This window comes from Nocardia sp. NPDC004068 (genome assembly GCF_042874315.1).
Taxonomy (GTDB): domain Bacteria; phylum Actinomycetota; class Actinomycetes; order Mycobacteriales; family Mycobacteriaceae; genus Nocardia.
Genome location: NZ_JBIAMW010000003.1, coordinates 427,240 through 452,803 on the forward strand (window position 1 = coordinate 427,240; position 25,564 = coordinate 452,803).

At 69.9% G+C, this 25,564-nt stretch carries 13 protein-coding genes; 5 read left to right on the forward strand and 8 right to left on the reverse strand.

The genetic code is table 11. From position 1 onward, the window contains the following. Positions 1–14: 14 nt before the first annotated feature. The 4 genes from fadD32 (at position 15) to ACFYTQ_RS09545 (ending at position 8,923) form a co-directional block, all read left to right on the forward strand. Positions 15–1,937: a long-chain-fatty-acid--AMP ligase FadD32 gene (gene fadD32 / locus ACFYTQ_RS09530; protein ID WP_387358688.1), complete on the forward strand. Its 1,923-nt coding sequence runs from the start codon at positions 15–17 to the stop codon at positions 1,935–1,937. Positions 1,938–2,003: 66 nt separating this feature from the next. Beyond that, complete coding sequence (gene pks13 / locus ACFYTQ_RS09535; protein ID WP_387358690.1) at positions 2,004–7,100, forward strand: polyketide synthase Pks13; 5,097 nt, start codon at positions 2,004–2,006, stop codon at positions 7,098–7,100. After that, complete coding sequence (locus ACFYTQ_RS09540; protein ID WP_387358692.1) at positions 7,097–8,641, forward strand: acyl-CoA carboxylase subunit beta; 1,545 nt, start codon at positions 7,097–7,099, stop codon at positions 8,639–8,641. Before pks13 ends, ACFYTQ_RS09540 begins: the two co-directional genes overlap by 4 nt. Before the next feature lie 81 nt (positions 8,642–8,722). After that, positions 8,723–8,923 carry a DUF5988 family protein gene (locus tag ACFYTQ_RS09545; protein WP_387358695.1) on the forward strand — a complete coding sequence of 67 codons (201 nt, stop codon included), beginning with the start codon at positions 8,723–8,725 and terminating at the stop codon, positions 8,921–8,923. Here the strand turns inward: ACFYTQ_RS09545 and ACFYTQ_RS09550 are convergent, their stop codons facing one another. The 6 genes from ACFYTQ_RS09550 to ACFYTQ_RS09575 all read right to left on the reverse strand — a co-directional run bounded on the left by ACFYTQ_RS09550 (position 8,924) and on the right by ACFYTQ_RS09575 (position 21,918). Beyond that, positions 8,924–12,238, reverse strand: coding sequence for an arabinosyltransferase domain-containing protein (locus ACFYTQ_RS09550; protein WP_387358697.1), 3,315 nt, complete (start codon positions 12,236–12,238; stop codon positions 8,924–8,926). 68 nt (positions 12,239–12,306) lie between these two features. Continuing rightward, positions 12,307–15,534, reverse strand: coding sequence for an arabinosyltransferase domain-containing protein (locus ACFYTQ_RS09555; protein ID WP_387359197.1), 3,228 nt, complete (start codon positions 15,532–15,534; stop codon positions 12,307–12,309). Positions 15,535–15,570: 36 nt separating this feature from the next. Further along, positions 15,571–17,403 (reverse strand): glycosyl transferase, encoded by a 1,833-nt coding sequence (locus tag ACFYTQ_RS09560; protein WP_387358699.1) that lies wholly within the window; start codon positions 17,401–17,403, stop codon positions 15,571–15,573. A gap of 145 nt (positions 17,404–17,548) precedes the next feature. Beyond that, positions 17,549–19,510 (reverse strand): arabinofuranosyltransferase, encoded by a 1,962-nt coding sequence (locus ACFYTQ_RS09565; RefSeq protein WP_387358701.1) that lies wholly within the window; start codon positions 19,508–19,510, stop codon positions 17,549–17,551. A gap of 192 nt (positions 19,511–19,702) precedes the next feature. Continuing rightward, positions 19,703–20,464 carry a decaprenylphospho-beta-D-erythro-pentofuranosid-2-ulose 2-reductase gene (locus tag ACFYTQ_RS09570; RefSeq protein WP_387358703.1) on the reverse strand — a complete coding sequence of 254 codons (762 nt, stop codon included), beginning with the start codon at positions 20,462–20,464 and terminating at the stop codon, positions 19,703–19,705. Beyond that, entirely contained in the window at positions 20,464–21,918 is a 1,455-nt protein-coding gene (locus ACFYTQ_RS09575) for an FAD-binding protein (RefSeq protein WP_387358705.1), read from the reverse strand. Before ACFYTQ_RS09575 ends, ACFYTQ_RS09570 begins: the two co-directional genes overlap by 1 nt. A gap of 74 nt (positions 21,919–21,992) precedes the next feature. Here ACFYTQ_RS09575 and ACFYTQ_RS09580 point away from each other — a divergent pair, with 74 nt between their 5' ends. Beyond that, entirely contained in the window at positions 21,993–22,448 is a 456-nt protein-coding gene (locus ACFYTQ_RS09580; protein WP_387358707.1) for a GtrA family protein, read from the forward strand. Here the strand turns inward: ACFYTQ_RS09580 and ACFYTQ_RS09585 are convergent. Beyond that, positions 22,435–23,055, reverse strand: coding sequence for a pyridoxamine 5'-phosphate oxidase family protein (locus tag ACFYTQ_RS09585; RefSeq protein WP_387358709.1), 621 nt, complete (start codon positions 23,053–23,055; stop codon positions 22,435–22,437). The two genes, ACFYTQ_RS09580 and ACFYTQ_RS09585, sit on opposite strands and share 14 nt — an antisense overlap. 142 nt (positions 23,056–23,197) lie before the next feature. Continuing rightward, complete coding sequence (locus ACFYTQ_RS09590) at positions 23,198–25,381, reverse strand: molybdopterin-dependent oxidoreductase (protein WP_387358711.1); 2,184 nt, start codon at positions 25,379–25,381, stop codon at positions 23,198–23,200. Positions 25,382–25,564 lie beyond the last annotated feature (183 nt).

Sequence of the window (25,564 nt, forward strand, 5' to 3'; positions counted from 1 at the left end):
TCGGAGGAGAAGGAATGACGGACGAGACTTTCGACGACTACCTGGACGAAACCGGGAACATCAGAATTCCCGAGGGCCGGACCCTGGTCGATTACGTCGAGAAGCACACTCGCAACGACGCGAACACCCTCGCGTACCGCTACATCGATTACTCCCGGGAGCGCGACGGGGAGTACCAGGACCTGACCTGGAAGGAATTCGGCGTCCGGCTGCGCGCGGTGGCCGCTCGCCTGCAACAGGTGACCAAGCCGGGGGACCGGGTGGCGATTCTCGCGCCCCAGGGCCTCGACTACGTGATCTCGTTCTTCGCCGCGATCTACGCGGGCACCATCGCGGTGCCGCTGTTCGATCCGGACGAGCCGGGCCACACCGACCGCCTGCACGCCGTGCTCGGCGACTGCGAGCCCTCGGCCATTCTCACGGCGAGCTCCTCCGCCGCGGGCGTGCGCCAGTTCTTCCGGCCGCTCCCGGCCGCCCAGCGCCCCCGCATCATCGCCGTCGACGCGGTGCCCGACACCCTCGGCGAATCCTGGGTGCGCCCGGAGATCAACGTCGACGACATCGCGTATCTGCAGTACACCTCCGGCTCGACCCGTACCCCCGCCGGTGTGGAGATCACCCACCGCGCGGTCGGCACCAACCTGCTGCAGATGGTGCACGCGATCAACCTGGACTGGAACTCGCGCGGCGTGACCTGGCTGCCGCTGTTCCACGACATGGGCCTGCTGTGCGTGATCCTGCCCGCGATCGGCGGCAAGTACATCACCATCATGTCCCCGAGCGCGTTCGTGCGCCGCCCGTCGCGCTGGATCAAGGAGCTGGCCGCGGTCTCCGACGGCGCCGGAACCTTCGCCGCCGCACCGAATTTCGCGTTCGAGCACGCCGCCGCCCGCGGTCTGCCGCGCAACGGCGAGACGCTGGACCTGTCCAATGTCATCGGCCTGATCAACGGCTCCGAACCGGTCACCACCTCGTCGATGAAGAAGTTCAACGAGGCGTTCGCCCCCTACGGCCTGCCCAAGACGGCCATCAAGCCCTGCTACGGCATGGCCGAGGCCACGCTGTTCGTCTCGGCCACCCGGCACGAGGACGAGGCCAAGGTCATCTACGTCGACCGCGACGAGCTCAACGCCGGTCGCATCGTCAAGGTGGACCAGGGCGCGCCGAACTCCATCGCCCAGGTCAGCTGCGGGTACGTCGCGCTGTCGCAGTGGGCGGCGATCGTCGACCCCGACACCGTCGACAATCCCGACGGCGCGCGCGAGCTGCCCGAGGGCCAGGTCGGCGAGATCTGGTTGCACGGCAACAACATCGGGCAGGGCTACTGGGGTCGCGAGGAGGAGACCCGCAAGACCTTCAAGAACCGCCTCACCCAGCGCCTGTCCGAGGGCAGCAAGGCCGCGGGCACCGAGCCCGACGCCATCTGGATGCGCACCGGCGACTACGGCGTCTACATCGACGGCGAGCTCTACATCACCGGCCGCGTGAAGGATCTGGTGATCGTCGACGGCCGCAACCACTACCCGCAGGACCTCGAGTACTCCGCGCAGGAGGCCAGTAAGCTGCTGCGTCCCGGCTTCGTCGCGGCGTTCTCGGTGCCCGCGAATCAGCTCCCGGCCGAGGTGTTCGCCCAGGACAGCCATTCCGGGCTGAGCTTCGATCCCGACGATTCCTCCGAGCAGCTGGTCATCGTCGCCGAGCGCGGTCCCGGCGCGCACAAGGCCGATCCGGTCCCGATCGCCGACGCCGTGCGCGCGGCCATTGCGCAGCGGCACGGCGTGACCGTGCGCGATGTGCTGCTCGTGCCCGCCGGTTCCATCCCCCGCACCTCCAGCGGCAAGATCGCCCGCCGCGCCTGCAAGGCCGCGTATCTGGAAGGCACGCTGCGCGGTGGTCATCAGCAGCAGGCGTTCCCGGACGCGCCGGACGAAGAGTGAGCGCGGGAGACACCGGCCGCCGATCCCCGTCGCTCCACCCCCACCCCCAGGTAGCTTGAGGAATTGATGGCTGACAACGAGGGCACCCAGACGACCGAGACCGCCGCCGACGCAGTGGAGGCGGTCGCCGACAAACCGGGCACCGATATGTCGGTGGCCGACCTGCGTGAGTGGTTGCGCCGCTGGGTCGCCGAGGCGACCGGCCAGCCCATCGATCAGATCACCGTGGACCGGCCGATGGAGGAGTTCGGCCTGGCCTCGCGCGATGCCCTCGCCCTCGGCGGCGACATCGAGGACCTCACCGGCGTGATGCTCAACGCCACGATCGTCTACCAGCATCCGACGATCGCGTCGCTGGCCGAGCGCATCATCAACGGCGAGCCCGAGGTCGCCGAGGAGGCGGTGGACGAGGCGTTCTACACCGCGGGCTATCAGCCGGGGCAGGCGCACGACATCGCGATCGTGGGGCTGGCCACCCGGCTGCCCGGGGCGGGGGACACCCCCGAATCCACCTGGGAGTTCCTGATCAATCGCGGCGACGCCATCCGCGAACGGCCCGAGGGCCGCTGGTCGGAGTTCACCGCCGAACCCGAACTGGCCGAGGTGATCGCGCAAGCCAACACCCGCGGTGGCTACCTCGACCAGGAGGTGGTGAAGGGTTTCGACGCGGAGTTCTTCGCCATGTCGCCGATCGAGGTCGAGCGGGTCGATCCGCAGCAGCGGCTCATGATGGAGCTGACCTGGGAAGCGTTGGAGCACGCCAGGATTCCGGCCAACGAGCTCAAGGGCAAGCCGGTGGGGGTGTACATCGGGTCGTCGGGTAACGACTTCATGTTCCTGGCCGCGATGTCGGCTGGGGCGCAAGCGGATTCGGACACCCCCGCGTCGGCGTCGGCCTACGGCATCATGGGCAGCGTCTCGTCCATCATCCCCAACCGCGTCTCCTACTTCTTCGACTTCCGCGGCCCGTCGGTCTCGGTGGACACCGCGTGCTCGTCCACGCTGGTCGCCGTGCACGAGGCGGTGCAGGCGCTGCGCGGCGGCAATGCCGATCTCGCCCTCGCGGGCGGGGTGAACATGTTGATCGCGCCGTTCGCCACCCTCGGCTTCGACGCCAATGGCGCGGTCGCCAAGGACGGCCACATCAAGGCGTTCTCCGCCGACGCCGACGGTATGGTCCGCTCCGAGGGCGGCGGCCTGGTGGTGCTCAAGCGCCTGGCCGACGCCGAACGCGACGGCGATCGAATCCTGGCCGTCATCAAGGGTTCCGCGGTCAACAACGACGGCCGGTCCAACGGCCTGCTCGCGCCGAATCCCGACGCGCAGGCCGAGGTGCTGCGCCGCGCCTACCGGGACGCCGGAATCGCCCCCGGCAGTGTGGATTACATCGAGGCGCACGGCACCGGCACCCTGCTGGGCGACCCCATCGAGGCGGACGCGCTCGGTCGCGTGGTCGGTCGCGGACGCCCCGCGGACCGGCCCGCGCTGCTGGGGTCGGCCAAGTCCAACTTCGGTCACCTGGAGTCCGGCGCGGGCGCGGCCAGCCTGGCCAAGGTGATCATGTCGTTGCAGCACAACGTCATTCCGCCGAGCGTCAACTACACGGGCCCCAACCCCTACATCCCGTGGGACCAGGCGCACCTGAAGGTCGTCGACGAACCCACCGAATTCCCCCGCTACAGCGGCACCGCCACCATCGGCGTCTCCGGGTTCGGCTTCGGCGGTACCAACGCCCATTTGGTCATCCAGGAGTACAAGCCCGCCCCCGTCGCCCCCGAGGTCCCCGAAACGGCCACGGAGGCAACCGATCTCGACAACGAGACCACCGACGTCGTCGCCGACGCCGAGGCGATCCTGGTGGCGGAGGCCCCCGAACCCGAATGGACCGCCGAGCGCACCGATCCGCTCCCGGTGATCCTCCCGGTCTCCGCCTACCTGCCCTCGCGCCGCCGCCGCGCCGCCGCCGATCTGGCCGACTGGCTGGAATCCGAAGCGGGACAAGCGGTCTCGCTCCAGGACGTCGCCCGCTCGCTGGCCAAGCGCAATCACGGCCGCTCCCGGGGCGCGGTGCTGGCCACCACCCGCGAGGAGGCGATCACCGGCCTGCGCGCGCTCGCCGCCGGGAAGCCCGGCCAGGGCGTGTTCACCGCCGACGCGCCCGCCGTGCGCGGACCCATGTGGGTGTTCGGCGGGTTCGGCTCGCATCACCGCAAGATGGGCAAGAAGCTCTACCTGGAGAACTCGATCTTCGCCCGCACCGTCGACGAGGTCGACGAGCTGGTGCAGGACGAGGCCGGGTACTCGGTCAAGGAGATGATCCTCGACGACGCCCAGGACTGGGATGTCGGCACCTCGCAGGTCGGCGTGTTCACCATCCAGGTCGGCCTCGCCGCGCTGCTGCGCGCGCACGGCGCGGAACCCGAAGCGGTGGTGGGGCATTCGCAGGGCGAGGCCGCGGCCTCCTACGTCTGCGGCGGCATGAACCTCGAGGACGCCGTGCGCGTCATCTGCGCCCGCTCCCGCCTGATGGGCGAGGGCGAGGCGATGATCACCGACGACGAGGTCCGCAATATGGCGCTGGTGGAGTACAGCGCCGAGGACATCGAGAAGGTCATCGCCGACTACCCCGATCTCGAGGTCGCGGTGTACGCCGCGCCGACCAACACCGTCATCGGCGGCCCGCCGGATCAGGTGCAGGCCGTGGTCGCCCGCGCCGAGGCCGAGGGCAAATTCGCCCGCGTGCTACAGACCCGCGGCGCGGGGCACACCTCCCAGATGGACCCGCTGCTGGGCGAATTGGCCGCCGAACTCGCGGGCATCGAGCCGGGCCGCCCGACCGTCGACCTGTACTCGACGGTGCACAAGTCCGCGATCTACCGCGCGGGCTCGGATCCGGTGCACGATGTGGACTACTGGGTGGCGAACATGCGCCGCCCGGTGAACTTCACCTACGCCATCCAGGCCGCGGTGGACAACGGCATCACCACCTACCTGGAGATCGCCCCGCATTCGGTGGCGCTGATGCAGGTGCTGGGCACCACCTTCGCGGCCGGTGTGCACAATGCCGCGCTGATCCCCACGCTCAAGCGCAAGGAGGACGACTCCGCCAATATCGTCTCGGCGCTGGCGCAGCTCTACGTGCAGGGTCATCCGGTGGATCTGTCCTCGCTGCTGCCCGCGGGCGACTACGCCGACGTGCCGCGTACGGCGTTCCTGCGCAAGGAGTACTGGCCCACGGTGAGCGTGGCCGCGGGTTCCGGCACCGGCCGGGTGCCCGGCGCGCATGTGGCGCTGCCCGACGGCCGCCACGCCTGGGAGGTCGCGGCCACCGCCGTCACCGATCCGGCCGCGTTGGTCCGTGCCGCCGCGACGCAGGTGCTGGCCGATGTCACCGTCGGCGCGTCCATCATCCACGCCCCCGTTCCGGCCGCGGGCACCCTGACCACCACCCTCACCCCGCATCCGGGCGGCGCGTCGGTCCAGGTGCACGCCAAGGAGGGTGCCGGTTTCCGGCTGCTGTTCGACGCGGTGATCACCTCGGGCGCGCCGCTGCCGGAGTCCGCGCCGAGCACGCCCGCCCCGGCGACCACCCCGGTCGCCGAACCGGCGGTCGTCGAATCCTTCGGTGAGCGTTGGGATCCCGCGAGCGGTCAGACCGTCGAGGACCGCCTCGCCACCATCGTCGCCGAATCCATGGGCTATGCCGTGGAGGACCTCCCGATGGAGATCCCCCTCATGGAACTGGGCCTGGACTCGCTCATGGCCATGCGCATCAAGAACCGCGTGGAATACGAGTTCGACATCCCGCAATTGCAGGTCCAGGCCGTGCGCGACGCCAGCCTGCACGAGGTCGCCAAGGTGCTGCGCTACGCCATCGAGCACCGCGACGAGATCCGCGCGATGGCGGAGAAGCAAGCGGCCGAGGGCGGTTCGCTGACCGTGGACGACGACTTCGTGGCCGCCGCGCGCGCCGCGATGGAGGCGGGCGAGGATCCGGCCGCCGCGGTGCGGGCGCAGGCCGAACAGGCCGCGCAGGCCGAGCCCGAACCCGTTGCCGCCGAACCGGATTCGGTCGAGGGCGACAACGTCCCGCCGCGCGACGCCGCCGAACGGCTGACCTTCGGCACCTGGGCGATGGTGACCGGAAAGTCCGCGGGCGGCATCTTCACCCCCCTGCCGAGCCTCGACGAGGACACCGCCCGCAAGCTGGCCGAGCGGCTGTCCGAACGCGTCGGCGCGACGATCGATGTGGCGGCGGTGCGCGACCGCCGGACCATCGAGCAGCTGTCGAATGTCGTGCGCGAACATCAGGACTCCGGCGGCGACGTCGACGGTTTCGTGCGCACCCTGCGCCCGCGCGCCGAGGGCTCGAATGCCGTGCCGGTCTTCGTGTTCCATCCCTCCGGCGGCAACACCCTGGTCTACGAGCCGCTGCTGCGCCGCCTGCCCGCCGACACCCCGATGTACGGCTTCGAGCGGGTGGAGGGCTCGATCGAGGAGCGGGCGCGGCAATACGTTCCCGAGATCCGCAAGCTCCAGCCCGAGGGGCCGTATGTGCTGTACGGGTGGTCGCTGGGCGCGGTCTTCGCGCTTCAGGTCGCCCAGATCATGCGCTCCGAGGGCTCGGATGTGCGCTTGGTGGGCCTGATCGACCTGGCCTTGCCGACCCAGCTCGAGGACAACAGCCCCGACGAGCGGTTGCAGCGGGTGAAGCGGTACCAGGACTTCGCGAAGAAGACCTACAACATCCCCGGCGAACTGGACGATGAGCAGCTCGCGGAACTGGCGGCCGCCAGCGACGAGGACCAGTTCCAGATCGTCCTGGAGCTGATCAAGTTCTCGGGCGCGCAGATCCCCGGCGGCGTGCTCGAACATCAGCGCACGTCGTGGATCGAGGGCCGGGAACTGCAGAAGGTGCATCCCACCCGATACGACGGGGAGACCGTGCTCTACCTGGCAGACCGGTATCACGACGGGATCATCGAACTCGAGCCGCGCTACGCCGACCGCCGCCCCAACGGCGGCTGGGACGAATTCATCCCCAATTTGGAGGTCGTGCGCATCCCGGGCGATCATCTCCAGATCGTCGACGAGCCGCGCATCGCCACCATCGGTGCCGACCTCACCCGCAAGCTCGCGGACATCGGGAAGGGAGACAAGTGAGTACGACCGCCGAGAAACTCGCCGACCTGCGTAAGAAGCATGAGCTCGCGCAGGAACCGGCGGGGGAAGCGGGGGTGGCCAAGCGGGTCCGCAAGGGCATCCCCTCGGCCCGCGAGCGGATCAACATGTTGCTGGATCCCGGCACCTTCGTGGAAATCGGTGCGCTCGTGCGCAATCCGGGCGACAAGAACGCCCTCTACGGCGACGGCGTGGTGACCGGGCACGGCATGGTCGACGGCCGCCCGGTCGCCGTGTTCTCCCACGACCAGACCGTCTACGGCGGTTCGGTGGGGGAGATGTTCGGCCGGAAGGTGGCCGCGGTCATGGACTTCGCGGCCAAGGTCGGCTGCCCGGTGGTCGGCATCAACGACTCCGGCGGCGCGCGCGTGCAGGAGGCGGTGACCTCGCTGGCCTGGTACGCCCAGATGGGCCGCCGGCAGGAGCCGCTGTCGGGGCTGGTGCCGCAGGTGTCGATGATCCTGGGCAGCTGCGCGGGCGGCGCGGTGTACGCGCCGATCAACACCGACGTCGTGGTCGCCACCGAAGAGGCGTACATGTTCGTCACCGGGCCCAAGGTGATCCGCGAGGTCACCGGCGAGGACGTCTCGCTCGAGGAGCTCGGCGGCGCGCACAGCCAGGCCGAGTACGGCAACATCCATCACGTCGCCAAGGATGAGCAGGCGGCGTTCGACTGGGTCCGCCACTACCTGAGCTATCTGCCGTCGAGCTGCCAGGAACTGCCGCCGATCGTGAATCCGGGGATGGAACCCGAGATCACCGACAGCGACCTCGAACTCAACGGCATCGTGCCCGACTCCGACAACGCCGCCTACGACATGCACGAGATCCTGCTGCGGATCTTCGACGACGGCGATTTCCACGAGATCGGCGCGCAGGCCGGGCTCAATGTCATCACCGGCTTCGCGCGGGTGGACGGGCGCAGCGTCGGCGTGGTCGCCAATCAGCCGATGGTCTACGCGGGCGCGCTGGACGCGCGGGCCTCCGACAAGGCCGCGCACTTCGTGCGGATGTGCGACGCGTTCGAGATCCCGCTGGTGTTCGTCGTCGACACGCCCGGCTTCCTGCCCGGCGTGGAACAGGAGAAGATCGGCGTCATCAAGCGCGGCGGCCGCTTCCTGTTCTCCTTCGTGGAGGCGACCGTGCCCAAGGTGACGGTGGTGATCCGCAAGTCCTACGGCGGCGGCTACGCCGTGATGGGCTCCAAACAGCTGGGCGCGGACGTCAACCTGGCGTGGCCGACCGCGCGCATCGCGGTGATGGGCGCGGAGAGCGCGGTGAGCCTGATCGGGCGCAAGCAGATCGAGGCCGCGCCCGAGGAGCAGCGCGACGCGATCCGCAAGCAGATGATCGACTTCTACAACACGACGGTCGCCACCCCCTGGGTCGCCGCCGAGCGCGGCTACATCGACGCCGTCATCGATCCCGCGACCACGCGGCTCGAGATCCGCAAGGCCCTGCATCTGCTGCGCGACAAGAAGATCTACCGCAATCCGCGCAAGCATCATCTGCTGCCGCTGTAGCGGCGACGGCGGCCGATCGCCGGGCGCGTGTCTTTCGCGGATTCGCCCGGCCGACCGGTCGCCGTGTGAGAGCCTTCAGCTATGGGTAGCTCACCGAAGGCCGTACTAGAGGGCGGGCCCGCCGACCTGCCGCAACGGATCGTGCCGATCACCCCGCCGGGCATCGAACTGCGCGTGCGGTTCAACGGCGGGTACGAGCGCTTCAGAGTGACCCCGCGGTGGCAGGAAACCCCGGAGGGTTCCCTGCCCGTCTACGAGTGGTGTGCCCGCGTCGAGCACTGATCAGAACACCCGCATCCGACCCGGCGTCCAGAATCCCGAACGGGTGGTGGTACCGGTCTCCACCCGGGCGGGCCGGGCGTCGGTGTAGTACCGGTCGTAGCGTTCCAGCGAACCCCAGTCGCGCGCCCAGTCGTCCTTCAGATAGGTCGGGACGGTCGTCGCCCCGGCCAGCATGTTGGCGAAGCCGAGCGGGCCGCCGAACTCCTCGGCCTGCCAGGTGTCGGTGGAGCTGACCGCCAGCGGCCGGTCCGGCTTGATGCGGTAGCCGGGCATGGTCGCCACGCCGTCGCGGTGCAGGAACGGCTGCTGGCACGGGAATTGCAGGCCGACCGCCCAGTCCTCGAGCACCTGCTGCTTCGAGCCCAGGAAGTCGTTGAGCGACACCAGTTTCGGCACCCGCGGCGGAGTGAAGGCCAGCCACTGGTCGCCGATGAGCACATTGCGGTTGGCGACGATGCGGACCGCGTCGGCGTCGGGCGACAGCTCCGCGAGCGGCACCCGCAGATTGCGCCACGAGGGGGCCGGGCCGATATCGCGCGGCACGTACTTGCCCTCGGCGGTCACGCTCCCGTCGGGCTGCCGCTTGCCGTACTCCAGTTGCAGATCCTGGCCGTACTGCATGGCCCCGGTCTGGTCGAAGGACAGGATGCGCCCGGCGGCCGAGATCACCACCAGCGGCGCGTCGTCCGACCGCGCGGGCAGTCCGTACCAGCTCGAGGTGAGGTGCGCGGGCTGCTGGATGCCCTGCTGATAGCTGCCCAGGATCGGGGTGGTCTTCGGATTCAGCCCGAACGGCAGCGCCACGGTGCTGCCGTTGACCCCGGCCTCGGCGATGGTGCCGCCGCCGGTGCCCGCGTTCTGGCCCTCGGCGAAGTTGGCGCCCACCGACTGGTTGGAGGTGTTGCCGGTGCCCGGCTTCACCTCGACCGAATCGGCCTTCAGATCGGTCGGCACGCCGTTGGGGTCGAAGCCGGTCGGGTCCGCGCCCGCGAGCGGGTCGTCGTTCTTCGGCGGATTCGCCGGGTCGATGATCGGGGTCAACCGGCCCGCGTTCGGATCCGCCTCCACCAGAACGTCATTGGCGAGTCCGCACGAATTGCCGCCCAGCGCATCGAAATTCGAGCGGGCCAGCGAGTACGCCGGGTACTGGGTGGCCGCGCCCTTCACCAGCGACAGCACCTCGAAGGCCACCATGAGCGCGGCGATCACGGTCAGCGGGATGGCCGCGAACCGGCGAATCCGCCTGCCGCGCGCGGTCTTCGGGCTCGCGGGCGGTTTCGTGTAGTCCTCGCGCAGCGCCTGCCAGGCGACCAGCGCCAGCGCCAGGCCGAACAGGATGAGCACGATCGTGTTGGACTGCCGGCCGTGCAGCGAGACGGTCTTGTCGAACCACGGCACGCCGTAGCTGGACACGTACCAGTAGCCGTTGATGCCGGAGAACGTCAGCGCCAGCACGAACAGCAGCGCGGCGAGGAAGACCGTGCGGTTCTTGCGCGATCGCAACGCCGTCGCCGACACCGCCACGGCCGTCACCGCGGCCAGCGAACCCGCCACGCCCGCGTAGGCGCCGAAGTGGTGGGTCCACTTCGTCGGGTTGAACATCATGAAGAAGATCGTCCCGAACACCACGCCGATGAGCCGCCACGCCGGACCGCTGGAGATGCCCGGCACCCGGCGCCGCCGCAGCAGCACCAGCGCGGTGGTCACCAGGCACAGGATCATCACCAGGAAGGCGAACCGGCGCGACACCGAACCGTCCACGGTCTGCACGAACAGGTAGTAGTACCGCAGATAGTCCTCGTACCAGGCCAGATTGGGCCCGGTCACCTGCCGGACGCGATTGGCCTCCTGGATCCCGGCGAAGGTCTGATCGGTGTAGACGGCGGTGAGCACCAGGAATCCCGCGGCGGCGATGGGCGCCAGCAGCGGGAGCGACGAGCCCCACATCGTCGCGAAGAAGCCGCTGCGCGCCTGCGCCGCGGCCGCCCGATGGCGGCGCACCACGATCCGCACCAGCGGCCGGATCCCGGCGAGCAGCGCGGCCACGCACATCAATCCGGTCGGCGCGGCGGCCAGGGTGAACGCCGCCACCAGCACCGCCACCGCCGCGGGCAGCAGTCGCCCGGTGGCGATGGCCCGTTCGATGGACACCCAGGTCAGCAGCGCACCCAGCGCCACGATCGGCTCCGAGCGCAGGCCGTTGTCGTAGGGCAGCCAGAACGCCAGGAACACCAGCCCGCCGGTCCACAACGCCACGTTCGAGTTCCGCACGCCGCGCCCGAGCCGGGGCACCACCTCGCGGCTGATCACCAGCCAGCACAGGATCGCGCACAGCGTGGCGGGGATCCGCACCCAGAAGCTCGCGGTGGAGACCTGCGCGAACAGCTGGATCACGTAGTAGTACCAGCCGAAGGGCGCCTCCGGCACGCCGTACCAGCGGAAGTAGTTGGCCAGATAGCCCGCGTGCGGCGCGACCCGGACCATGGACAGGATGTAGCCGTCGTCGGAGGTGTTGGCGCCCACGAAGTGCCACAGCAGCAGCGTGCCGATCACCGCGCCGTCGGCCCAGGTCGGCTTCAGCCAGTGCGCGGGCAGGACGCGCCGGTGGCCGCGGCCGTCGCTGGTGTCGAGCCGGGCCAGCGCGCCGAGCGCGAGCAGCGTGCACAGCACCGCGACGATCATCGCGGTGAGCTTGATCCAGGTCGGTGTCGAGGTGAAGCGGGTGTCGACGGTCATGTGGAACGACAGCCCGGCCGGGGCGGGGCCCTTCAGATCGGAGAAGACGCCGACCACCTGCGGCCGCAGGTCACCGTTGAGGGTGCCCTCGACCCCGATGCCCTCGAACGCGGCGTGCGTGCGCTGGATGTCGGAGGCGATGGTGATCGCGGTGCAGTCGCCGATCTGCGACCGCTTCGCCGACGCCACGATGGCGTTGCGGTCCATGACGTCCACCGAATCCGGGGTGATCCGGACGAACAGGCCCTCCAGCGCGGCCCGATCCCCCTGCGGCGGCGCGGTGTTGAGCACGATGCCCTGCGGCAGCTGCGCGACGAGCGAGCACGGGATGGACGCGGACAGGTCGATGGGGACCTGCGCCATCAGCGGCGCCTCGACGTTGCCGATCGTCCCGCCCTGCGGCCAGTTCACCTCGGCCGTGGTCTGCTGGACCGGCAGGAACGGCGTCGCGAGCGCGCACAGCGCACCCAGCAGACCCGCGACCAGCGCGATCAGGCGGGCGGTTCGGAAATCCCGCGGTGTCGCCGGGCTGGCGGCGGCCCTCGGTTCGGTCAAGACAACGGTTGCGGCGTCGGGCACGGTTGGTGATGTTATCTGCCCGTCCTGTGAGTGACCGCCTTCACTGGGCACCTCGACGCCGCATCCTGTTACCGGGCCTTGATGGGACCGTCCTGCGCCCAGCCCCAGCGGTTCTCGACGCGCACGCCGACGGTGGCCGGGGCGGTGCCGGACACGTACGGGGTGAACCGTTCCAGCGAACCCCAGTCCCGGCCCCAGTCGTCGTTCAGATACGCGGGCACGGTCCGGGCGGAGAGCAGCAGGCCGGTCCAGCCGAGCGGGCCGCCGCCGATGTCGTCCTGCCAGGCGTTGGAGGCGTCGGAGCCGACCCGGTCGGGCAGGATGCGCCAGGCCGGGACCTCGGCGACCCCGTCCTTGTGATCGAACGGCCGCTGACACGGGAAGGCCAGGCCGACGTGCCAGTCCTCGAGCACGGGGGCGTCGCGCCCGACCACCGAATCCAGCGTGGCCAGCCGGGGTACGCGCGGCGGGGTGACCGCGAGCCACTGCTTCGGGGTGAGATCGGCGGCGACGGCCACGATGCGAACGGCGTTGGCGTCGGCGGGGATTCGATCCAGCGGCACCCGCATGTTCCGCCACGACGGGCCGCCGCCGATGTCCAGCGGCACGAACGAGCCCAGTGCCCGCTCGGTGCCGTCGTCGTCGCGGTGCGCGAATTCGACGCGCAGATCCTGACCGTAGGTGACCACCCCGTCCTTGTTCACCGATTTGATCCGCCCCGCCGCGGTCACCACGAGCAGTTTGCGCGCGGCGTCGGCGCGGGCCGCGGCCAGATCCAGGCGGTACCACTGGGAGGTGAGGTGGGCCTGTCGCTTGTCCTTGGTGACGTAGCTGCCCAGCACCGGGGTGCGGGCCGGATCCAGGCCGAACGGCAGCGCGACCGTGCTGCCGTTGACGCCGGGCCGGTCCACGGTGCCGCCGCCGGTGCCCGCCTGGGTGGTGTTGGTGGTCTTGTTCTCCGATTTGCTGTCGATGGAATTGGCGCCGCCGCTGACGGTCTCCTCGGCGTCGGCGGTGAGGTCGCTCGCCACCCCGTCGGGGGTGAAGCCGACATTCTCGGCGGCCAGGCCGTCGGCGTCGGAGCCGGTGTAGGGGTGCAGCAGCGAATCGGCGGTATCGGTCTCGACCAGCACGTCGTCGGCCAGCCCGCACGAATCACCGCCCAGCGCACGGATATTCGATTTCGCGATCGAGTACGCCGGGTACTGGGTGAGCGCGGCCTTGCCCAGCGACGCCACCTCGAACAGCACCATGACCGCGGCCGCGACGGTCAGCGGCTCGACGGCGAACCGGTCGAACCGCCTGCGCCCCTCGGCCTTTCGATACGGTTCGCGGTAGTAGCGCCAAGCCGCGAACAGCAGGCACAGCACGGCCAGCCCGAGGAACAGCGTGGACAGGCCCTTCCCGGCGATCACCGGCGCCTTGTCCCACCACGGCACCCCGTAACTGGACACGTACCACCAGCCGTTGGACCCGGTGAAGGTGATCGCGAGCAGGAAGAACACCGCCGCCGCGAACAGCGACCGGTTGTAGGGCGCGCGAATCCCGTTGACGCCCACCGCGATCGCGGTCAGCGCGGCCAGCGATCCGGCCAGCCCCGCGTACACGCCGAAGTGGTGGGTCCACTTGGTGGGCGTGAACATCATCAGCAGCAGCGACATGAACACGATGCCGAGAATCCGCGCCGAGGGCCCGCGCGAGGTGCCCGGCACCCGCCCGCCCTTGCGCAACATGACCAGCACGCACACGCCCAGGCACAGCAACATGCCCAGAATGCCGAACCGCCGCGCCAGCGAGCCGTCCGGCGACAGCATCAGCAGCGAATCCCAGCGCGTGCGTTCGTCGAACCACGCCACGTTCGGGCCCACGAGGGTGCGCACCCGCGTCGCCTCCAGCACCGAGGCGAGCGTCTGATCGGCGAAAACGACCACCAGGACCAGGGTTCCGGCCGCGATCCCGGGCGCCAGCGCCGCGCCGTACCGCGGGATCGCCGACCCCCGGCCGAGCCGGGCGCGAGCGATGATGTGCCGCAACACCGGTCGCGATCCGGCGATCAGGGCCGCGAGGCAGATCAGCCCCGTCGGCCCGGCCGCGAGCGAGAAGGCGGCGATCAGCACGCCGAGCGCGGCGGGCAGCAGTCGCCCGGTGGCGATCGAGCGTTCGACGGCACACCAGGTGAGCAGCGCGCCGAGCGCGATCAGCGGTTCCGGGCGCAGCCCGTTGTCGTAGGGCAGCCACGCGACCAGGAACACCAGCCCGGCCGTCCACCGCGCGACGGCGTCGCGGCGCACCCGGGAACCCAAGCGCGGCAACACCTCCCGGCTGATCACCAGCCAGCACGCCACCCCGGCCAGCAGCGCGGGCAGCCGCATCCACGGGCTCGAGTCGCTGACCCGGGTCATCCACGCCAGCACCTCGTACGGCCAGCCGAACGGCGCCTCCGCCACCCCGAACCAGCGGTAGTAGTTCGACATGTAGCCCGAATGCCGCGACGCCCGAGCCATGTTCAGGATGTAGCCGTCGTCGGAGGTGTTCGCGCCGATCACATGCCACAGCAGCAGCGTGCCCAGCACCACCGCGTCGGTGAGGGTGAACCGCCACCAGTGCGCGGGCAGGAACCGCCGCGCCCGGCGGCCGTCGGCGGTGTCGACGAAATGCAGGCAGCACAGCGCGATCAGGGTGAACAGCACCGCGCCGACGATCGCGGCGAGTTTGAGCCACGACGGACTCGACGAGAATCGCGAGTCGATGTCCGCGTGCAGCCCCGCGTCGCCCAGGCGCGCCCGATCCAGATCGGTGAACACGCCGACGATCTGGGGCCGCACATCCCCGCCCACGGTCGAGGTGAACGGGGTGCCGTCGCGGCGCTGCACGCCGGTCAGCTCCGCGGTCGTGGCCGTCGCGGTGGACACCACCGACAACCGGTCGCAGCCGCCGACCTCGCTGAGCGACGCGGACACCAGCGGAATGTCGCGCAGCAGCACCGACAGCGTCCGGTCCGCGCCCGGATCGCCGGTCACCTTGGCCACCAACCCCTTCGAGGTCGCGTTCGGCGCGGTGGGGGCGACGGTCGCGACGACCGTGCCGGACGGCAGATCGCGGAAGGCGGCGCACGGCACCGACGCCCGCAGTTCCAGCGGAACGTAGGAGACCAGCGGCGCGTCCACGTTCACCGCTCCCGGCTGCGGCCAGTCCAGGCTCGCCCGGTCCTGCCGCACCGGCAGCAGGGGCGTCAGCACCGCCAGCAGGATGCCGAGCACCCCGGACACGAGGGCTATCAGGCGGACACGGGCCATCCGGGCAGAGTCAGCGCGCACGATCGACGATGCTAGCTACCGCCCGCGCACATCCCAGACCCACATGCCGTCGTCGTAGCGACCCGGGAACAACAGCTGATCGAGCGTCGCGTGCAGCACGTCGCCCTGCGGCGTGGGCGGCAGCACCACCACATCGGCCCGCCAGTACCGCAGATCCTCCCGGGCCTGCGCGCGCACCCGCTCGTCGATCGCGGGAATCCGACCGCTCTGCTGCGCCTGCATGAGCAGTGCGGCGGTCGGCCGGTCGTCGGGTCCGTAGCGGCCCTTCTTGTCCGCGGTCGGGCCCACGAAATAGCCTCCGGCGAGCGGGAATCGGAATCCGCCGTCGATCTGCCACCGCAACGGCCAGGCGTCGAGCCGGGTCGGCGGCGGCGCGATCACGACCGAACCGTTGTCGACGTACTCGTCGACGGTCCCGTCGGTGAAGAACGAGGGCGTCGCCGCGCGGTGCACCACCGGCAGCACCGTCGGGGTCAGCGGGACCAGTGCGAGCGCGAGCGCCGCGAACCAGGTCAGCGGCCGCCAATCCGTCAGCGCCACTTGCCAATAGCCGAGGGCGCGGGTGGTGGCGACGGCCAGGATCGCGGCGATCGCCGGAATCGCCGCCATCACGAAGCGGGTCTCGAGGACCGTGTTCAGCAGCGGCAGGTGTTCGATCCACTTCCAGGGCAGGCTGATTCCGGTCGGCCGCTTGCCGATGACGGCCTGCGCGCCCAGCGACAGCACGCCGAACGCCACGATCACCACCGCGGCCGCCCGCACCACCCGGTCGCGCCACAGCAGCACGGCCGTCACCGCGACCAGGCCCAGCAGCGGCCAGCCGAAGTAGGCGTTCTGCTCGGTCGGATTGATCGCCACGTTCTGGCCGGGCGCGAACACCCCGCCCAGCGATTCGGACGGGAACTGCGTCAACGCCTTCAGATCGTTGCCCATCGGGCCGTGGTCGATCGAGCGGTAGCTCTGCGGCCCGAAGAACTGCCACCACAGCGGAATCACGGTGAGCGCCACCGTGATCAGCGCGGCCCCCGCGACGGTCGGGGCGAGCCCGCGCAGCACCCGCCACCCGTCGCGCGGCCGGTGCAGGTAGTACACGACCGCGAACAGACCGAACGCCAGCGCGAAGATCAGCAGCGGTTCCTCGCCGAGCGCGATCTGGAACGCCACGAGCAGCCCGAGCAGCCCGGCCTCGCGCGCCCGCCGCCCGAGCGTGGCGGATTCGCCGTCGAGCACCCGGCGGGCCATCCGGATCAGCAGCCCGGCGATGACCGGAAGCGCGGCCAGCACCACGAAATTCGGGTGCGCGCTCGCGTGCGAGATCATGGCCGGGGCGAAGCCGCAGAACAGTCCGCCCACGGCCGCTCCCGCCCGGGAGGCGACGAGTTCGCGGGAGAACAGCCAGTACCAGGCGTAGGCGGTTCCGGCCAGGCCCAGGGTGAGCACGAGCACGAACGTCACCGTCGGCCCGAACAGCAGGGTGACCGGGGTGAGCGGCACCCCGACGCCGAACGAGGCCGTGTTCGCCATCATGTTCACGCCGTCGGGGAAGTTCTGGAGATTCGTGCCGAGCGGATTGTTCAGATGGGCCACCGCGTGCGCGGTCTCGGCGAAGAACCACTCCCACATGGTCTGGTCCTGGCCGCTCTTGATGAGATAGCCGTGGTCGGTGTCGCGCCACTGGCCCGACAGCACCAGGACGGCCAGGGCCGTGTAGGCGGCGGCGACGGCGAGGTCGGGGACCGACGGTCTGCGAAACCGTCTGCGGCGCACCGGGGGAGTGGCCGCGCGCTCCGGCACCGCGGTGCCGATTCGTCCCGTCTCGATCCGATCCGCTTCCTGCCCCACAACCACAGGTGCAACTCCTCTTGCCGACGATCAGCGGCCCAGGCTACCTGCCGAGGCTGGGAGCCGCCGCCCGGGAAGCGGAGTTATCCACAAGAAAAGGCCCGATTCCACAGTGTTATGCACAGGTTCGATCGGCTGTGCACAAGGACACTCAGGCGCGGACCACGAGGGTGAACGGGCCGATGTCGGTGGTTCGGAAGTGGGGATCGTCGAACAGCGCCTTCGGGAAGGCCACCGTGTAGCGGCGCACATTCGGATCGTTCGGGTAGACGTCCTCCGACAGCCGCAGCGTGTACTCGTCCCCGCTGCGCCGGAACACGAACGCGTCGGGCGCCCGCCACGGGCAGTGGTTCAGCGCGTCGATCAGTTCCGCGGGGGTCTTCAGTTCGCTCCACCGTTTGATCGCCGCGGCTCGGCCCGCGAAATCGGCGAGCGGGTTGGCGTAGTGCGAGGTGAGCGCCTGGAAGCCGTAGTACGGGTAGTAACTGAGGAAACTGGTGTCCGCGGTGAGCACGACGGTCTCGTCGCGGGGGCGTCCGGTCTGTGTCCGCAGGGCCTCGTCGATCGCGCGGTAGTGCGTGACCGCCGAGGGCGCGCGCTTGTCCGCGCGGACGCCGTCGCCGTCGGTATCGGTGTAGGCGGTGGTGATCTCGGTGGCCAGCACGGCCGGGATGTCCTGGGTGAACGCCAGCGCGCCCAGGACCGCCACGGCCGCGGCCGCCGCCCGCAGCCGGGCCGGTTCGCCGACGGCCTGATACAGCGCGCGCGCCCCCTCGGCGAAGCCGAAGGTTCCGGCGGCGGCCAGCAGCACCTGGAGAATCGGCTCGAGCCGGAACGCGAGCAGGGTCGTCCCGCCCGCGGTGACCGCCATCGAGCCCAGCGACCACAGGTAGATCGCCGCCACCGACACGGCCAGCGCCTGCGCCCGCCGCGAACTCGCCACCCGCAGCACCAGCCAGATCGTGCCCAGCAGGCACAGCGCCCCCAGCAGCGGATGGGTGAAGTCGAACATCGGGAACGCCAGGCGCGCACCGGATTCCGGCAGATAGTGCAGGGCGGTCCCGCCACTCGGCCGCGGGCCCGAGGCCATCCGCAGCAGATACGGACCCCAGGTGATCAGCGTGAGCGCGCCCGCGATCGCGCCGATCACGATGAGCCGCACCAGGATCGGCCACAGCAGCCGCCACGGCCCCGGCGCGTCCTCGGCGGGCCGCCGATGGATCGCGTCGGATCGCCGCTGCCACAGCAGCGCGCACCAGGCCACCACCGCCATCACGCCCACGGTGAAGGCCGCGACCGCGAAGAACAGGGTGTAGAACATCCCCGACACGCCGACGAACACCCCGGCCCCCACGACCGCGCCCCATCCGCGCGCGGTCGCCGTCCCGGTCCGCTCGCCCGCACCCCATTCGGCGGGCCGGTACAGCGCGCCCCAGGCCAGCACCATGCTCGGCGCGAACAGCACCACCAGCACCGCGCTGTACGCCTCCGGCGACGCGAACGCCACCATCACCGCGGTCGTCGCCGCCCCCACCGCGACGGCCAGGTCCGGCCGAATCAGCTTGGACCACAACACCGTCGCGAGCACCGCCGCCACCGCCAGCGACACGATCGCGTACGGCTTGAACGCCGCCCACCCCGCCAGCCCGAGCAGATTCGCCACCCGCCCGCCGATCCAGAACCACCCCGCCGGATAGAACGGCGGCAGATCCGCGTAGGTCATATCCCGCGGCGCGGCGGTATCGGTCAGCCGGGTCAGATACTCGGTCCGGAACTCCTGATCCACCGAGATCCCGAGCAGATACAACTTCGTCGCCGCCAACGGCATCCCCAACGTCACCGTGACGAACCCCGAAACCCCCACCCACGCAAGCCCTTTCGCCCACCACCCCCACCCCCGCACCCGCGCCACCACAATCGCCCCCACCACGAACCCCGCGGCCCCCACCTGCCCGACGGTCGTCAACGCCCGCGTCACATTCGACGACCCGAACGCAGGCCACTGCACGGTTGAAAACGCGTAAAGCCCCACCACCCCCACGACAACGGCCACCCCCACCGCGACCACAGCCTCCCCCAAGCCATCCCCCACCTGCCGCAGAAATGCCCGCACACCGCCTCCGCTTTCCCTCTCGCCCGGTTAAGCCGTGCGCCAGCCTAACCACCCTCCCCGGCGCCCTGGCGGGCACCGGGCAGGGACAAGAAAGAAAGCCCAGTCGGGCGGCCCCGCCCCCGTGTTCCTCGGGTCGGCGGCCCCGCCCCCCTTGTTCCTCGGGTCGGCGCCCCCAGGCGCCGACCCGAGGACTCAAATAGGCAACCGCCGAAAAACAGGCCGCGGGATATGCCGCAACACCATCATCACCCACCGGAAAGTCCCGGGTGCCCAGACGATCTCGCGACCACGATCGGAGGCCGCCACCGCCAGCGCCGCGACCTCCTCCTTGTCCACCGTCAGCGCGTTCTCCTGCACATGCGCCGACAGTTTGGTGCGGACTTGGCCCGGGCGGATGACCGTGACGCGGGGGCCGAAGGGGGCGAGGGCCTCGCCGAGGCCGAGGTAGAAGCCGTCCAGGCCCGCCTTGGTGGAGCCGTAGACGAAGTTGAAGCGGCGGACGCGTTCGCCCGCGACCGAGGACATGGCCAGGATGCGGCCGTAGCCCTGGGCCTTCATCTTCTCGCCGAGCAGCACGCCGACCGAGACGGCGGCGGTGTAGTTGATCCCGGCCATCAGCACGGCCTTGCGCTGGTTCTGCCAGAACTCCTCGCCGTCGCCGTCGATGCCGAAGGCCACGATCGCGACGTCGATATCGCCCTCGGCCCAGGCCGCCTCGATCACCTTGGGGTGGTCGTCGGTCTCGAGCGCGTCGAAGTCGAGCAGCTCGACCTTGCTGGCCCCGGCGGCCTCGACGCGCGCGACCGATTCCGCGCGCAGCGGGTCGTCGGGCAACGCCGCGAGGACGACCCGGGCCGGGCCCTTCTTCAGGTACTCGGCCACGATCGCGAGACCGATCTCCGAGGTGCCACCCAGGAGCAGAATCGATTGCGGATTTCCGACCGCGTTGATCACTAGTGCAGCTCCAGCCTTCTCGCCATATCGGACATGAAAACGCCTGTGGGATCGATGTTCCGGCGGACCTTGATCCACTCGTCGATCCGGGGATACATCTGATGGAAGGTCTCCGCGGTGGTGCGCGAATCCTTCCCGGTGTACAGCCGACCGCCGAATTCCAGTACCCGCCGGTCCAATTCGGTCACGAACTCGTTGAGCCCCGCCTTGATCGGGAAGTCCACGCAGATGTTCCAGCCCGGCATCGGAAAGCTCAGCGGCGCTTGGTTTCCCGGCCCGAACAGCTTGAACACGTTGAGGAACGAATAGAACCCCGACGCCTGGATATCGCGGATGATGCTCTTGAACTCCTCCACGGCCTCCGGCGGCACCACGAACTGGTACTGCAGGAACCCGTTGGAACCGTACCCGCGATTCCACTCACCCAGCATGTCCAGCGGATGATAGAACTGCGTCAGATTCTGCACCTTGCCGCGATAGGTGCCCGACTTGCGGTACCAGAGTTCACCGATCGGGGTGAAGGTGTACTTGTTGGCCAGCCCGTTCGGGAACACGTCCGGCAGCGTGAAGAACGTCTTGCCGTTGAACCGCAGCGGATCGGCCCGCAACTTCTTCGGCAGCTCATCCAGTTTCGCCAGATTGCCGCGAGAGATGGCCGCCCGCCCCAGTTTCGGCTCGGGGCTGATCGCGTCGAACCACGCCGAGCTGTACTCGTACCGGTCCTCCGACCCGTCGCTGTGGAAGGCGATGGTCTCGTCCAGGGTCGCGGTGACGTCGCCGTCGGCGATGAAGTACGCCGTCTCGGTCGGCGTCATCTCGATGGTCGCGCGCAGGATGATGCCGGTCAGCCCGCAGCCGCCGACGGTGGCCCAGAACAGTTTCGCGTTGCGCTTGGGGGTGATGTGGTGGACAGTGCCGTCCGCGGTGAGCAGATCCATCGAGCGCACGTGATTGCCGAAACTGCCCGCGCTGTGATGGTTCTTGCCGTGGATGTCGGAGCCGATGGCCCCGCCGACGGTCACCTGCCGGGTGCCGGGCAGCACCGGAACCCACAGCCCGAACGGCAGCGCGGCCTTCATCAGCTGGTCCAGGTTGACGCCCGCGTCCACGTCCACCAGGCGGGTGTCGCGGTCGATGCGGTGAATGTTGTTCAGCGCGGTCATATCGACGACGAGTCCGCCCGCGTTCTGCGCGTTGTCGCCGTAGGAGCGGCCGAGTCCGCGCGCGATGATCCCGCGCCGCAGGTGCGGCGGCTTGGACTCGTTGTCCTCGGCCACCATCCGAACGGCCTGCGCGATCACCTCCGGATCGCTGGTGGCGAGCACTTCGGCGGAGGTTGGTGCGGTGCGACCCCAGCCGGTCAGCCTGCGGGTGCGCGTCGGCAATTCGGGCACGGCGTCGCTCGCCGTGTCGGCAGAACCCGCGGCGGTGGAGGTCTGAGCTTTCGTGGACATCGGCATAGAGGCTACAGGTATGACAGACCATTGGTCCGTTTGTCGTGACCGCCCCGGCGGTTAGGCTCGTGGCCGTGACCGCGGAACCCCAGCTGCCCCTGCCGCCCGAACTGCCCCTGGTCGACGAGCCCGGCGGCACGGCGGTCGATCTGAAGACGCAGATCGTCCGGTTCGTCCTGTCCGGCGGCTTCTCCGCGATCATCGACTTCGGCCTCTACATGCTGTTGCTCGAGGCTGCCGGACTGCCGGTCGCGGTGGCCAAGTCGATCAGCTTCATCGCGGGCACGACCACGGCGTATCTCATCAACCGGCGCTGGACCTTCCGGGCCGAACCCAGTCGCGCGCGCTTCCTCGCGGTCGTCGCGCTCTACGCGGTCACCTTCGCCGTCCAGGTGGGCATCAACCAGATCCTGTTCTACGCGCTGGCCGACGAATGGTGGCGCAAGCCGCTGGCGTTCGTCGTCGCCCAGGGCACCGCGACCGTGATCAACTTCATCGTGCAGCGCGCGGTGATCTTCAAGATCCGCTGACCCCCACCGCCGATTCGGCCTTCGCGCCGAAGAAGTCACCCCCCTTGGCGCGCACGTTGTCGGTGCCCCACATCCGGTCCTCCCGGCTCGCGGGCGCCAGGCGCGGAATGTGCTTGCGGCAGTGGATGTACGCCTCCTCGACGTCGACGACCACCCAGCGTTCGGCGATCCGGCCGCGTTCGTGCGGCGGCAGGTCGGGCACGCAGTGCCGCAGCACGGCGTCGTCGACGATGCGCGCGGCGCCGTTGATGTGCAGGCCGATCAGCTCCTCGACGAAGTCCAGCACCAGGATCGCCACATGCGGATTCTCCAGAATGTTGCCCAGACTGGCCATTACGCCGTTGCCGCGGTACTCCGGATAGGCGAGGGTGCGCTCGTCGAGGACGTGCAGGAAGCCGGGTCGGCCCGCGCGGAAGCTCGCGTCGCATTCCCCGCGCCGATCGGCGGTGGCGATGAAGGCCATGTCCATCCTCCGCACGAATTCGATCATCCGGGGATTCAGCCGGTCGAGCACCTGGTCGGCGTAGAAGCGTTCGGCGCGCTCGCGGGTGCCGAGCCGGTCCTGGAGTTCGCGCTCGCCGTCGCTGCCGTACCGCCCACCGGACATGCCGCATCCCCTCGAGATTCGAAAGACGGCACCTGGCGACCTCGGCGCCGAGCGTTTGCCGAACCGATGCTAATGCCCCCGGCCCGGCCACGGGCGAGTTCGCTTGGAACCGCCCGATTTTCGTGGAACCCGACCGGTCGGATCAGGCGGGGGACAGCGTGACCGGCACCCCGTTGAAGACCGCGTTGCCCGACGGCACGTCGACCAGCGAATCATCGGTCAGCACATTGGCGTTCACCCCGGCGTGCGCGCGGGCCACCGACTGCGTGCTGTCGCCGTGCCCCCAGCCGTGCGGGAGGCTGACCACGCCCGGCATGATCTCGTCGGTCGGCTCGAGCGGCACGGTGAGACTGCCCGCCGCCGATTTGATCACCGCGTGGTCGTCGAGGCCGAGGCGGGACACGTCGTCGGGGTGGATGTGCAGGGTGCAGGTGTTGGACCCGCCGACCAGCGTCGAGACATTGTGCAGCCAGCTGTTGTTCGAGCGCAGCTGCCGCCGCCCGATCAGCACGACCTCCGGGGCGGCCTCGTCGAGTTTGGCGCGCAATCGCTCGACGTCGGCGAGCAGTTGCGGCGGGGCGAGTTCCACCCTCTTCGAGGCTGTGAGCAGGATCTCGGGCAGCCGCGGTCGCAGCGGGCCGAGGTCGATGCCGTGCGGATTGTCCAGCAGCGCTCGCAGATTCAGCGTGCCGCCGCGCCATTCGCCGTAGGGGCCGAGTTTGAGCATCATGTCGATGCGCTGTTCGGTGGTGTCGGCGCCCTGGAGTTCGTCGCGCCGGTCCAGCATGCCCGCCTTGTGCAGGGTGCCCGCGATGATCAACTCGTCGACGGTCGCCACGGGATCGCGACCGGGTTCGGGCGATTGACCCGAGATGGCCAGCGCCAGCCGCGCCAGGATGTGCGGTTCGGAGGGCCGGTCGCCGAGCGGCAGCAGCGGGCGGGAGTACCGGGTGTAGTCGCGCACCGCGAACGCCAGCAGCGCGAAATCGTAGTGCGGGGCCTGGAAGGTGCGCGGCGGCGGCAGGATGACATCGGCGTGCCGGGTGGTCTCGTTGAGGTACCGATCGACGCTGACCATGAACTCGAGCCGGTCCAGCGCCGCCGCCAGCCGCGCCCCGCTCGGCGCGGACAGCACCGGATTGCCCGCGACGGTGATCAGCGCGCGCACCTGCCCCGCGCCGGGTGTGATGATCTCGTCGGCCAGCGTCGCGACCGGGAATTCGCCCATGGCCTCGGGCAATTCGCGCACCCGGCTGGTCCAGCGGCCGGTGCGGAACGGGCGGGTGCGCACGATGCCGAGCGCGGCCGGGGTGGCGAACATGGCCCCGCCGGGCCGGTCCAGATTGCCGGTGAGCACGTTGAGCACGTCGACCAGCCACTGGGTCAGCGTGCCGAATTCGGCCGTGCACGTGCCGATCCGCGCGTAGACCGCCGCGGTCGGCGCGGCCGCGAGTTCGCGGGCCAGTCGCACGACGGTCTCGGCCGGGACGCCGGTGCGCGCGGCCACCACCTCCGGGGTGAACGGTTCGGCGGCGGCGCGGACCTCGTCGATGCCCGCGGCGTCGACGCGCACGTCGGTCAGTTCCTCCGCGAACAGCGTGCGGACGATGCCGAACAGCAGGTAGGCGTCGCTGCCCGGGCGGACGAACACGTGCTCGTCGGCGATTTTGGCGGTGCGGGTACGCCGGGGATCGACCACGACCAACCGGCCGCCCCGCTGCCGCAGCGCCTTCAACCGGCCCGGGAAATCCGGTGCGGTGCACAGTGATCCGTTGGATTCGAGCGGGTTGGCGCCCAGCATGAGCAGATAATCGGTGCGGTCGAGATCGGGCACCGGCACGGTCAGCGGATCGCCGAACATCAGCCCCGAGGCCACCTGCTTGGGCATCTGGTCCGCGGTACTGGCCGAGTACAGATTGCGCGTGCTCAGCGCCCGGATCAGCGCGGGCAGGTACATGCTCCCGGCGATGGTGTGCGCGTTGGGGTTTCCCACGTACAGCGCCGCCGCCTGCCGCCCGTGCTCGGCCAGCAGCGCCGGAATCCGCTCCGCGATCAGGTCGAACGCCTCGTCCCACGAGGCGGTCCGCCACTCCCCGGTCCCGCGATCGCGAATCATCGGCTCGCTCAACCGATCCGGATCCTCGTCCAACCGCCCGAGACTGGCCCCCTTGGGACAGATGAACCCCCTACTGAACGGATCCTCCCGATCCCCCCGCACCCCCACCACCCGATCCCCCGAGTCGACCGTCACCTCCAACCCGCACACCGCCTCACACAACGGGCAGGTCCGCAACAACTTCCGATTTCCCTCGGTGACGCTCGTCATACCCCCATCATCACCGGCCCGGCGGCCCAGGGAAACAGATCCGGGCAAAAAGTAACCGCCGGACATAGGGGCCCTCGCCTCGACCCCGGTCCCGTCCCCGGCTCAGCCCTCCGCCCCCGCCCGGCCCTCCGGCCCCCTCATGTTCCTCGTCTTCCGGCCCCCAGGCCGGAAGACGAGGACCCC

Excerpts from the sequence above, each read along its gene's own strand:
- ACFYTQ_RS09545 (WP_387358695.1), top strand. The coding sequence starts at position 8,723 with ATGGGTAGCTCACCGAAGGCCGTACTAGAGGGCGGGCCCGCCGACCTG.
- pks13 (WP_387358690.1), top strand. The coding sequence starts at position 2,004 with ATGGCTGACAACGAGGGCACCCAGACGACCGAGACCGCCGCCGACGCA.
- ACFYTQ_RS09585 (WP_387358709.1), bottom strand. The coding sequence starts at position 23,055 with ATGTCCGGTGGGCGGTACGGCAGCGACGGCGAGCGCGAACTCCAGGAC.
- fadD32 (WP_387358688.1), top strand. The coding sequence starts at position 15 with ATGACGGACGAGACTTTCGACGACTACCTGGACGAAACCGGGAACATC.
- ACFYTQ_RS09590 (WP_387358711.1), bottom strand. The coding sequence starts at position 25,381 with ATGACGAGCGTCACCGAGGGAAATCGGAAGTTGTTGCGGACCTGCCCG.
- ACFYTQ_RS09575 (WP_387358705.1), bottom strand. The coding sequence starts at position 21,918 with ATGTCCACGAAAGCTCAGACCTCCACCGCCGCGGGTTCTGCCGACACG.
- ACFYTQ_RS09555 (WP_387359197.1), bottom strand. The coding sequence starts at position 15,534 with ATGGCCCGTGTCCGCCTGATAGCCCTCGTGTCCGGGGTGCTCGGCATC.